General features: G+C 59.0%; 9 protein-coding genes. 2 read left to right on the forward strand and 7 right to left on the reverse strand.

Features of this window, described 5'->3' with window-relative positions; all coding sequences use genetic code 11:
- The first annotated feature begins 166 nt into the window (after positions 1 to 166).
- Together Q0I19_RS11330 and Q0I19_RS11335 are read left to right on the forward strand one after the other, a co-directional pair.
- Positions 167 to 1,699 (forward strand): AAA family ATPase, encoded by a 1,533-nt coding sequence (locus tag Q0I19_RS11330; protein ID WP_294759853.1) that lies wholly within the window; start codon positions 167 to 169, stop codon positions 1,697 to 1,699.
- A 228-nt stretch (positions 1,700 to 1,927) separates the two neighbouring features.
- Positions 1,928 to 2,923, forward strand: a complete 996-nt coding sequence (locus Q0I19_RS11335) for an asparaginase (protein WP_294759856.1) — start codon at positions 1,928 to 1,930, stop codon at positions 2,921 to 2,923.
- 77 nt (positions 2,924 to 3,000) lie between these two features.
- Here the strand turns inward: Q0I19_RS11335 and Q0I19_RS11340 are convergent, their stop codons facing one another.
- From Q0I19_RS11340 to Q0I19_RS11370, 7 genes are all read right to left on the reverse strand, one after another.
- Positions 3,001 to 3,471 carry an Hsp20/alpha crystallin family protein gene (locus Q0I19_RS11340; RefSeq protein ID WP_294759871.1) on the reverse strand — a complete coding sequence of 157 codons (471 nt, stop codon included), beginning with the start codon at positions 3,469 to 3,471 and terminating at the stop codon, positions 3,001 to 3,003.
- Positions 3,472 to 3,822: 351 nt separating this feature from the next.
- Positions 3,823 to 4,089 (reverse strand): hypothetical protein, encoded by a 267-nt coding sequence (locus tag Q0I19_RS11345; protein ID WP_294759857.1) that lies wholly within the window; start codon positions 4,087 to 4,089, stop codon positions 3,823 to 3,825.
- Entirely contained in the window at positions 4,086 to 5,111 is a 1,026-nt protein-coding gene (locus Q0I19_RS11350) for an oligopeptide/dipeptide ABC transporter ATP-binding protein (protein WP_294759858.1), read from the reverse strand. The genes Q0I19_RS11345 and Q0I19_RS11350 overlap by 4 nt, the downstream gene beginning before the upstream one ends.
- A 3-nt stretch (positions 5,112 to 5,114) precedes the next feature.
- Positions 5,115 to 6,134, reverse strand: coding sequence for an ABC transporter ATP-binding protein (locus tag Q0I19_RS11355; protein WP_366012865.1), 1,020 nt, complete (start codon positions 6,132 to 6,134; stop codon positions 5,115 to 5,117).
- 154 nt (positions 6,135 to 6,288) lie between these two features.
- Positions 6,289 to 7,827, reverse strand: coding sequence for an ABC transporter permease (locus Q0I19_RS11360; protein WP_294759860.1), 1,539 nt, complete (start codon positions 7,825 to 7,827; stop codon positions 6,289 to 6,291).
- 18 nt (positions 7,828 to 7,845) lie between these two features.
- Positions 7,846 to 8,832: an ABC transporter permease gene (locus tag Q0I19_RS11365; RefSeq protein WP_294759861.1), complete on the reverse strand. Its 987-nt coding sequence runs from the start codon at positions 8,830 to 8,832 to the stop codon at positions 7,846 to 7,848.
- A 269-nt stretch (positions 8,833 to 9,101) separates the two neighbouring features.
- Positions 9,102 to 11,378 (reverse strand): ABC transporter substrate-binding protein, encoded by a 2,277-nt coding sequence (locus Q0I19_RS11370; protein ID WP_294759863.1) that lies wholly within the window; start codon positions 11,376 to 11,378, stop codon positions 9,102 to 9,104.
- Positions 11,379 to 12,086 lie beyond the last annotated feature (708 nt).

A 12,086-nucleotide genomic window follows, 5' to 3' on the forward strand; every position in this document is an offset into this window, starting at 1 on the left:
GCTAAGCCAAAAGCGCAGATAATACTTTGTGTATTATCGAGCATTTTGGCAACGCAGATGCCGTGCCGCAGCCGCCGAAGCGGTGCTTAAGCCGTCAGGCGTGAATTGTGCGGTGTTGCCCGAACATGAAACCGCAGACCTGCCCGAACTGTGAGGAGTGTTTTGTATGGATATTCAACGTGCCAAGGAAGAAATCAAGACCGCCGTGCGCGCCTACCTTGCCTGTGACGACACCGGCGCACCGCTGATACCCGCCATCCGCCAGCGCCCCATCTTGCTGATGGGCCCCCCGGGCGTGGGCAAGACCCAGATCATGGAGCAAATCGCCCGCGAATGCGACATTGCGCTGGTGGCCTACACCATCACCCACCACACGCGGCAGAGCGCCGTCGGCCTGCCCTTTATCCGCGAGCGCAGCTTTGGCGGCAAGACCCGCAGCGTGACCGAGTACACGATGAGCGAGATCATCGCCAGCGTCTACGCCGCCATGGAGCGCACCGGCAAGCGCAGCGGCATTTTGTTTATTGACGAGATCAACTGCGTCAGCGAAACGCTGGCGCCCACGATGCTGCAATTTTTGCAGTGCAAGACCTTCGGCAACCAGGCAGTGCCGGCGGGCTGGGTCATCGTGGCGGCGGGCAACCCGCCCGAATACAACCGCAGTGTGCGCGAATTTGACGTAGTTACGCTGGATCGTGTGCGCCGCATCGACGTGGAGCCGAAGCTGTCTGTCTGGCAGACCTACGCCCGCGCACATCGGCTGCACCCCGCCGTGACCGCCTATCTGGAGCTGCGCCCGCAGCATTTCTACAAGCTGGAAAACGATGTGGACGGTATGCAGTTTGTGACCGCCCGCGGGTGGGAGGATCTTTCCGCCTTTTTGCAGGCCGCCGACAAGCTGGGTCTGGACGCGGACGAGGGCGTGATCGCCCAATACCTGCGCCACCCCGAGGTTGCGCGCGACTTTGCCGCCTACTGGGCGCTGTACCGCAAGTACAAAAAAGATTACGGTGTAGCGGATATTTTGGCGGGCAAGCCGTTTGATGCCGTGCTGCAAAGGGCGCTTTCTGCCGCGTTTGACGAGCGTATCAGCCTCATCAGCCTGCTGCTGGCAGGGCTGAACACCCGCTTTGCCGACGCGCAAAAGCTGGACGCCGTGACCGACGCCTGCTACCAGCAGCTGCGCAGCTTTAAGCGCGCATTGACCCAAAAGCCCGACACCGACCCTGCCGCCCTGTTTGCCGACCAGACCGAGGGCTACCGCGCCCGGCTGGAGCTTGCCAAGGACGCGGACGAGCTGACTGCCGCCGAGCAGGCTGCCCGCACCCGCACGCTGCAGCTGATGCAGCAGTGGGGCAAGCAGCTGGAGCCGGGTATGATCGGCGAGGATGCCTTTGACACTGTGCGTGGGCAGTTCAACGCGCAGGTGCGCCGCCGCGAGGACGCCGTGGCGGACGCCGGCAACGCCCTGGAATACGCCTTTGATTTTATGGAGCGCGCCTTCCCCGACGGGCAGGAGATGGTGGTGTTTGTCAACGAATTGGCGCTGGGACCCGATTCCGCGCCGTTCCTGGCGGAAAACGAGTGCGAACGCTTTGAGCAGTACAGCCGCAAGCTGCTTTTGCAAAACGACGACGAGCTGCTGGCCGAATTGCAGCGCGACGATATCCGCGCCGGGGAACACAGCGCGGAGTTTTAAGGGCGGCAACGCAAAACAAACGGGGAAACCGCCTGTATGGCTTCCCCCTTTGGGGGAAGCTGTCACCGCAGGTGACTGATGAGGGGGCACCTGCCGGACACTTCCCCCTCATCCGGCGCGCAGGCGCGCCACCTTCTCCCCAGGGGAAAAGGCTTTTCCGGCGGGGTGAAGTCGCCCCGCCCTACATAGCAATAAAATCACTCTCAACTCTCTAAAAGGAACCTTTGTATGAAAAAAATTCTGTTTTTGGCAACCGGCGGCACCATTGCCAGCCGTCCCTCGGCGGCGGGCGGGCTGGCACCCGCCATCACCTCGCAGGAGCTTTTGAGCTTTGTGCCGGAGCTGGGCGAGCTGTGCCAAATCGACGCCGTGCAGCTTTGCAGCCTGGATTCCACCAACGTCGGCCCCGAACAATGGCTGTCGATGGTGGTGGCCATTCACGATGCCTACGACCGCTACGACGGCTTTGTCATCGCCCACGGCACCGACACGATGTCCTACACGGCCGCCGCGCTGAGCTACATGATCCAGAACAGCGCCAAGCCCGTGGTGCTGACCGGCAGCCAAAAATCCATCTACAACCGCGACACCGACGCCCGTAACAACCTGTTCCGTGCCTTTTTGTACGCCTGCAGCCCCGACGCGTGGGGCGTGCAGCTGGTGTTTGACAACAAGGTCATTTTGGGCACCCGCGCGCGCAAGACCCGCACCAAAAGCTTTAACGCATTTTCCAGCATCGACTACCCCGAAACCGCCGTGTTCCGCGATATGCGGCTGATCCCCTTTTTGCAGCGCCCCGCCGCCCTGCCGCCCGTGCGGTTTTACGACAGGCTGGACCCCGCGGTGTTTGTGCTGCGGCTGATCCCCGGTATGCAGGCGGACATCATTCCCCTGCTGGCGCCGCATTACCGCGCACTGGTGGTCGAGAGCTTCGGCGTCGGCGGCTTGCCGGGCGGCGAACACGGCCCCATGTACCGCGAATTGCAGCGCTGGTGCGACAGCGGCCGCCTTGCCGTGTTCACGACCCAGGTCCCGCACGAGGGCAGCGACCTTGCCGTGTACGAGGTAGGCCGCGCCGCCAAGGAGCTGGACGGCGTGCTGGAGGCGCGGGATATGACCCCTGAGGCCACCGCCGTAAAATTGATGTGGGCATTGGGCCAAAGCGACGACCGCGCCGAGGTCATACGCCTGTTCCGCCGGCCTGTCGAGTGGGACACGGTGTGAAACCCGCTGCGCACAAAACAAAAAACGGGGAGGCCCCGGTACGTTCGTACCGGGGCCTCCCCGCTGTTTATGCTGTTTTAGCCCTCGATTTCAATCATCGTGGGTTTCTTTTCGGGCAGCTTGGCAGGCTCTGCCTTGGGCAGCTTCAGGCTCAGGATACCATTCTCAAACTTGGCGGTGACATCCTCAGGCTTGAGCTCCTCGCCCACATAGAAGCTGCGGGCGCAGCTGCCGGTGCAGCGCTCCTGACGGATGTAGTGGCCTTCCTGGTCCTTTTCGTCCAGATCCTCACTGCGGTTGGCGGTGATGGTCAGGTAGCCGTTCTCCAAATCGAGCTTGACGTCCTCTTTCTTGAAGCCGGGCAGGTCAACGAACACATCGTAGCCGTCCTTGGTCTCGCGGACATCGGTTTTCATAACGTTGGCGGCATGCTTGCCAAACATGCTCTTAGGCTCGGCATGGCGCATAGCGCGCTCAAAGTCGCGCTCCCACTTGTCGTCAAACAAGTCATCCAGAAAACCATTGTTAAACATATACGGAACCATCATCATAAGTCATTCCTCCAATTTTCATCGGCCGCCTGTTGGCGGGCGGTTGACTTTTGTGATACAAATTTGATTTGTTCATCGGGGTCGGGGTTTTGCTTTCCGCTGGTTCCTTTCCCTTTGAACAACTTCATTATAGCACCAAAATTAGCACTGTCAAGCCGAGAGTGCTAATGTTTACATTTCATGCAATGATTGTTCACATTTTATGCAATTTTTGGATTTTTATGACGATGGTATGTTGATTTTATGTGGAAGGTTGTTGCGTTATTGCAAAGTCGCGGGCGGGGCATGCCCCGCCCCTGCGGATAACACAAAATCCCCTCTCCGCCTTGCGGCGGAGAGGGGATTCGCTTATTTCCAAAGCAGGAACAGCAGTGCCAGCAGCACGCCCAGACCTGCCAGATACACCGCGGCGATCAGCAGGGTGGCCTTCAGCACGCCCAGCACCGCCCACAGCTTTTCCTTAAAGGTCCAGGGGGTGTCCTGCTCCCACGGGCGGTCGTTCGGCGGTTCGGGGGTGCGGTTTGCCTTGCGGCCGGGGCGCAGCATCGGGTGGGCCTCCAGCCCGCTCATATCGGCAACGGTGCGCCCGTCGTCCTCAAAAGAATCTTTTCTCATTTGTCAAACAGGTGGCAGACTACATAGTGGCCCGGCTCGATCTCGCGCTGGGTGGGGCATTCGGTCTTGCAGCGCTCGGTGGCGTAGGGGCAGCGGGTGTGGAACTTGCAGCCCTGCGGCGGGTTTGCGGGGGACGGGATCGAACCCTGCAGCACGATGCGCTCGCGCTTGACGGTGGGGTCCGGGATGGGGATGGCGCTGAACAGCGCCTTGGTGTAGGGGTGCAGCGGGTTCTTGAAGATATCCGCCGTTTCGCCGTACTCGACCAGATTGCCCAGATACATAACGCCGACGGTGTCGGAGATATGCTCGACAACGCTCAGGTCGTGGCTGATGAACAGGTAGGTCAGCTTGTACTTTTCCTGCAGGTCCTTGAGCAGGTTGATGATCTGCGCCTGAATGGACACGTCCAGTGCGGAAACCGGCTCGTCGCAGACGACAAACTCGGGGTTCAGCGCCAGAGCGCGGGCAATGCAGATACGCTGACGCTGACCGCCGGAGAACTCGTGCGGGTAGCGGGTCTTGTGGTAGGGCTGCAGACCGCAGTTGTCCATGACCTGGTCAATGTAGTCATTGAACTCAGCCTTGGGTACCAGATTGTGCTCGCGCACCGCCTCGCCGATGATCTCGCCGACAGGCAGACGCGGGGACAGGCTGGAGAACGGGTCCTGGAAGATGATCTGCATCTTGGTGCGCAAAGCGCGCATCTCGGCAGGGGTCATATCGTAGACTTCCTTGCCGTTGAACAGCACCTGACCGCCGGTTTTTTCGCCCAGCAGGCGCAGGATGGTACGGCCGGTCGTGGACTTGCCGCAGCCGGATTCGCCGACCAGGCCCATGGTGCAGCCGCGGCGCAGGTTGAAGGTAACGCCGTCAACCGCCTTGACGTAACCCACGGTCTGGGACAGCAGACCGCCCTTGATGGGGAAGTATTTTTTCAGCGCATTGACCTGCAAAATATACTGGGGATCGTACTCAACGGGGGTGTAATCCAGTTCGGGGGCATTGTTTGCCTTTGCCATGCGTTACTCACCCGCCTTTCTGTTTTCTTCGTAGTAGCGATAGCAGCTGACCTTATGCGTCGGGGACAGGCTGATCTCGCAGGGGTACTCGCCCTCGCAGCAGGGCAGCTGCATCTCGCAGCGGTCCTTAAAGTAGCAGTAGTTGGGCATATCCACGGGGTTGGGCACCTTGCCGGGGATGGAATACAGGCGATCCACCTTTTTGCCGACAACGGGCTTGGACGCCATCAGACCGATGGTGTAGGGGTGGCTGGGGTGGGCAAAAATTTCCTCTGCGGTGCCCTTTTCGACCACGCGGCCCGCGTACATAACGACAACGTAGTCCGCCATTTCGGCAATAACGCCGAGGTCGTGGGTGATCAGCATGATGGAGGAGTTGATCTTATCCTTCAGGCTGCGCAGCAAGTCCAAAATCTGCGCCTGGATGGTAACGTCCAGCGCAGTGGTCGGCTCGTCCGCGATGATGATCTTGGGGTTGCAGGCCAGCGCCATGGCGATCATAACGCGCTGACGCATACCGCCGGACAGCTCGTGGGGGTACATCTCATACACGCCGTCGCTGTTGGCAATGCCGACGGTTTCCAGCATCTCGATGGTGCGCTTTTTGATGTCCTCCTTGCTCTTGCCCTCGCCCTCGTGCAGGGCAATGACCTCGTCGATCTGGGCGCCGATGCGGAACACCGGGTTCAGGCTGGTCATAGGCTCCTGGAAGATCATCGAAACATAGTTGCCGCGCAGACCCTGCATCTTTTCGTTGGGGGTCTTGGCAATGTCGTACGCCTTGCCGTTGCCGAGGTTCAGGCGGATGGCGCCATCCACGATCTGACCCTGCGGGCGCTGCAGCAGCTGCATCAGCGACAGGCTGGTGACGGACTTGCCGCAGCCGGACTCGCCGACGACGCCGACGGTCTTGCCGATGGGGACTTCAAAGGAAACACCGTCCACGCTCTTGACAACGCCGGTATCGGTGAAAAAGTAGGTGTGCAGGTTGTCGAACTCCACCGCATTGGCGGGGTCCTTCATCTCGGTAACATATTCAGACTCCGTCACGTTGCGGCGCTTGCGCTGCTTTTCGTAACGGTCGGTAATGCGGCGGTTTTCCTTGGAGATACGCCGCGATTCTTTAGCGGAAAGATACCCTTCCTGTTTCTTAGCCATCGTGTGTTTCTCCTTTCGATCAGCGTTTCATCTTGGGGTCAAAGGCGTCGCGCAGACCGTCACCCACAAAGTTGAAGCCCAGAACGGTGATCAGCAGGCAGATACCGGCGGGGATCCAGATGAACAGGTAGTTGGTCATAACATAGGCGTTGTTGACGTCGTTGATGATGTTGCCCCAGGAAGCGAAGGGATACTTAACGCCCAGACCCAGGAAGGACAGGGTCGCCTCTGTCAGGATGGTGGAACCCAGACCCATGGTGCAGACAACGATCAGCTGCGGGATAACGTTGGGGATCAGGTGGCGGAAGATGCGGTGCCAAACCTTGATGCCGCACGCCTCGGTCGCCATCATAAACTCCTGCTCGCGCAGGCTCAAAATCTGACCGCGGACCAGACGGGCGATGCTCGGCCAGCCGAGGAAGCCCAAAATCAGCATCAGGTAGATCATACGGGTCCAGGAATCCAGGTGCATGGCGTCCATGGCGGCACCGATGATGATGATGACGGGCATCGAGGGGATGCAGTAGAACACGTCCACCACACGCATGATGATGTTATCGACCCAGCCGCCGAAGTAGCCGGACAGACCGCCGAACAGAACGCCCAGCGCGGTTTCCATAAACACGACGATAAAGCCGATGATCAAAGAAACACGGCCGCCGTACATCAGGCGGGTCAGCATATCCATACCGTTGGTGTCGGTGCCCAGCCAGTGTTCCTTGCTGGGGGCGGCGTAACGGTCATAGATGTAGGTGGCGGTCATCTGCTTGACGCTCCACACCTTGGTGGAGGCATCGTAGACGATGTCGTACTCGGCGGTGTTGCCGGCTTCATCGGTGTAGTCGAACTTGACGCCGTCGGCATCGAGGGTTTCTTCCAGACGGTCCTTGAAATCGCGGCTGACCACGATGCTGGGGTCGGCGGCGGAAACGACAAAGCGGCTGATGTACGCCACGGTGTCGCCGCCCAGCTTGACGTCGCCGTCATCCAGCTGGTAGGTCTCGCCGTCGGCGGTGAACTCGGTTTCGTCGTTGACCATGGCGGTCAGACCGGCGAGCTTGGCATTGAAGCTCAGCGCGGCAGCGCCGTCGGCAGCGTTGACGAGGTCGCGGGCAGCGTAGCCCAGAATGGTGCTGCCCTGCTTGACAACGTACAGATCGTCGGACAAACTGTCCAGCGTGTAGGCAACGTCCTTATAGACGAACTCGGTTTCGCCCTTCTTGAAGGCGTCCAGCGCCTTGCTCTGCGCAATGGAGCCGAAGTCCTGCCCGTCAGCCACCACAAAACGCATGGTGTCGTTGCGGGTAACGCCGACATACTCCTTGGACATTTCGGCGTAGGTGTAGAACTGCTCGTCCTGCCCGTAGGGGCTGACCAGACCGCCGATGAAGGAGAAGACAAACATGGCAACGAGCATGGACAGACCCACGACGGCCAGACGGTTGCGGAAGAAGCGCTTGGCGACCAGTGCGCCGGGGCTGAGTACCTTGACGCGGCGGTCGTCGTTCAAGGAATATTGCTCCTTGTTGGGGGTGGTGTTCTGGGTATTTTCACTCATAGGGGCATACTCCTTTCTTTAAGAAATGCGCACGCGCGGGTCAACCACGCCGTACAGGATATCGGTCAGCAGGTTGCTGGCAAGCGTCAGCACTGCCATAAAGGACAGGTAGAACATGGTGAACGGGATATCGCCCGCGACCATGGACTGGTAAGAGATGTAGCCGATGCCGGGGATGGAGAACAGCGTTTCGGTGATCAGCGCGCCGCTGAACAGACCGGGCAGGCTGCCGCCGATGATGGTGACCAGCGGGATCAGCGTGTTGCGGAAAGCGTGCTTGTAGATGACCGTGCGCTCGGACAGACCCTTGGCGCGGGCGGTGCGGATGTAATCGGCGTTGAGCACCTCCAGCATATTGGTGCGGGTATAGCGCATATAGCCGCCGATGGACACGATGACCAGCGTAACGATGGGCAGCACAAGGTGGTTTGCCTTGTCAAGGAACTGACCCATGGCGTCCAGCTGGGCATAGTCACGCCCGACCAGACCGTAAAGGTCGAACCAGCCCAGCTTGACAGAGAATACCAGCTTGAGCAGCGTGGCGAAGAAGAAGGTGGGCAGAGAGATGCCGACCAGCGCCACAGAGGTGATGACATAGTCCGCGCGGGAGTACTGCTTGGTGGCAGCCACCACGCCCAGAGGCACGGCGATGATCAGGGACAGCACAAAGGAGATGCCGCCCATAACGACGGACAGACCCACGACCTCCTGGAACTTCTGCACGGCGGGGACGTTCCACTTCCAGCTGTCGCCGAAGTTGCCGACGATCGCCTTGCTCAGCCAGGTAAAGAAGCCGGGGACAATGTCCATGTCCAGACCGTAAGCAGCATTGAGCTGATCCAGCCATTCCTTGTAGGGTTTTGCACCGGGGGCCTGTGCCAGCTGCATTGCCATGGTTTCGGCAAAGGAGCTGGGCAGGCTGCGGATCAGCGCGTAGATAATGAACATGACACAGAACAGGATCAGTACCGACTGCGCGATTCGCTTGATGATGTAATTACGCACGGGTTATTTCGTTCCTTCCTTGCACGGCAGTGGCCGCGTTTGTTTTTATGCAGGGATTTTGCAGGGATATGCCGGAATATGGGCATCCCCGTCCCCCGCAAGGGCTGACCCCCTGCGGGGGAGTGGGACAACCATATTATGGCTGAATGTGCATAGTATGGCTGTTTTTGTGTCGTATATTTAGACACAGCAACCGTTCCGGCGTTATAAAGCGCCGGAACGGTCGCTATTTATTGCTGTTTAAGCAGAACGCAGGGTGAAGTTAAAACTTAGTTCAGCTCCATGTTGTTCAGCTCAGACTTGTAGGTCCAGTACGGGGTCATATCCTTCGCGATGGTATCAATGTTGATACGCTCGGTGGAGAAGATGGTAGCCTCGCTGCGCTGGTAGACGGGCAGCTCAACACCCCAGTCGAGGATGATCTCCATAGCCTCTTTGTACATGGCCTTACGGGCTTCCTGGTCGGTGGTCTGGCGGGCAGCCATGATCAGCTCATCCAGGTCGGAGTCAGCAATCTCGTAGTAGTTGGTGGAACCCTGGCTGTGGTACAGCTGGTACATGTCGGGGTCATTGGTGGACTGCCAGGCAGCGACCCAACCCTCGGCAGCGCCGGACTGGTAGGAAGCGAACAGGTCAGAAGCGTTGGCCATGTCGCTGACGATCAGGTTGAAGCCGATGGTCTTGAGAGCAGCGGCCGCGTTGGTCAGGGTCTGGAAGGAGGGGTGGTCGCCGTTGCCGGAAGCACCGATGTTGACCTGGTACTCCAGCTTAGCGCCGGCGGGGGCAGCGGTCAGCTTGCCGTCGGTGACGGTGTAGCCGGCAGCCTCGAAGTAGCCCAGAGCACCCTGCAGGGCAGCCTGATACTTATCCTCGCCCTGCATATCGGCGGTGTACAGAGGCTCGCCGTCCACGCCGGTGGAGTAAGCGACCTGATAGCCGTCATCGGTGACGGAGGGAGCAGCCCAAGAGGTGTTGGAAACGGGGTAGTTGATAACGGTAGCGGTATCGCCGTAGTAGGAGTTGATGCCCTCATCACGGTAAGCAGCGATGACGGTCATGATGGCCTTGCGCAGATCCTTGGAAGCCTCGGAAGCGGGGTCGCCGCCAACGTTGACGTTCTTGGCGCTCAGGGCGATGTAGCCGTAGCCGCGGCAGTCCTTCAGACGGGTGGTGATGACGGGACCGTCCTCACCCTCAACGCCGTTGATGTCGGCGATCTGGTCGGCAACTTCCAGAGAGTAGGAAGGATCGGAGATGTCGATGGTGCCGGCCTGAACACCGGTGATCTTATCGGCTTCCTGGGTTTCCTTCATGTTGACGTGAGCGATCTTGGGAGCGCCGTCAAAGTAGGTGGGGTTGGCATCGAGGTAAACAACACCGTCGCTGTACTTGCTGAAGGTGTACATACCGCCGCCCATGGGAGCGCCGGTCTTGGAGCGCACAATGCTCAGGTCGCCCTTGGGGAAGCCGAAGGAGTTGTTGTCGTAGTCGTACAGGCTCTTGTCGCCGTAGTAGTGCAGAGGAGCGATGGGCATCTGCAGCTGGTAGATCATGGTGGTGGACAGCTCGCTGGTGGTCAGGGTCATGCTGTAGTCACCGGTCTTGACGATGCCGGCAACGCTGGGAACGTCGGCACCAACGGCGACACCGGTGGTGGCGTAAGCGTAGACGTCCTCGGGGATCAGGTCAGACAGAGCAGTACCGGCAGTTTCGGCTTCCATAGCGGAGAAGTTCCAGTCGTACTTAGCGCCGATTGCCAGGAAGAAGTCCTTGGCGGTGGCATCGGCAGCCAGACCGTCGAAGCCCCAGCCGGCAGCAGCGGAGGCAACGTCGGTAGCGCCGTTGGCCAGCATGTAGTCAACGATTTCCTGAGCGAACTTCACGCCGCCGTCGTTGACAGCATCCCAGAAAGCCTTCTGCTGCTCTTCGGTGAAGTTGGTGTAGTCGGTGTTGTCCTCGCCTGCCTCAGCGATCAGCTTGGACAGGGTGGTCATAGAATTGCGGTACTCCTCCAGACCGACGATGGGGGTGGAGTACATGGTGACGGAACCGTCATAAGTCGGGTCCAGATAGACGTACATGGAGAAGATGACGTCGTCGATGGTAACAGGCTCGCCGTCAGAGAACTTCAGGTCGTCGCGCAGCTTGATGTCGTAGGTGACAGTGCCGTCGGCGTTCTCGGTAACGGTGCAGTCGCTGGTGCCGTGGTAGGTGTACTCGGTGCCGTTGTACTCGCGGGTCTCGCCCTCGATGCCGTTCAGGACCATCTCGCCCTTACGGTCAGCGCCGAGCAGACCGAGCTGGGTCAGGTCAATAACATCCTGGTCGGAAGCAGAAGCGGCGAAGAAGGGGCTGAACTTGCCCTCAAAGCCGGTCTCTGCCAGAACAATGGTGCCGTCAGAGGAAGTGCTATCGGCGGTAGCGGTGCTGCTGACCTCGCTGCTGGTGGCAGCGGAAGAGCTGGCAGCACCACCGCAGCCGGCCAGCAGGCTGAGGCTCAGGGCCGCAGCAGATGCCAGCGCAATGGCTTGCTTGGTGTTTTTCATGTGTACAAAACCTCCTATATTTTGCCGTATCCGCAACTTGCGCAGGCAGCCCCCCGGCTGTCCGAACAGGGAGAGGATTTTTCTCCCGAACACAGTGTTTTTACACGGTGGACAGTTGTAAATAATGACTATTATATATTAACCTAAAGTTGCCGTTATGTCAACCTTAAAACGGAATTTTAGACACACAAAGACAAAAAACTTTACAAAATAAAGCATCGTGAACATTTGCGCAAAATTACATTTTTATTGTTGCAATTTTGGAAAGTATAGCGATACGGCGTGCAGTGTAAATTTATGCGGGGTTTTGGTTGCCGCAACATAGCGGGTAAACCGTAGGGGCGGCATAAATGCCGCCCGTTGCAGCTACCCGGAAAACGCAGCCTGACGGGTAAACCGCACGGGACGCATTTATGCGTCCCCTACAAACCTGCCGGAAACGCCGAACCATCACGGGATTGCGTGGCAACAAAAATATACCACACCGTAGGGGCGGGGCATTGCCCCGCCCGCGACCCAACGGCAATTGCGACATTACGGGTAAACCGCACGGCGGGGTGGGGTCACCCCGCCCTACGGGGCAATGCTGATTTGTGTAACATTACGGGTTGGTTTGTAGGGGCGGCATAAATGTCAAGAGCAACATAGGTAACACCTAGGGAAGACACATAGGTTACAGTCTGCGGATGTGGCGTTCAAGCAATTTTC

Source organism: uncultured Gemmiger sp. (assembly GCF_934561205.1).
Taxonomy (GTDB): Bacteria; Bacillota; Clostridia; order Oscillospirales; family Ruminococcaceae; genus Gemmiger.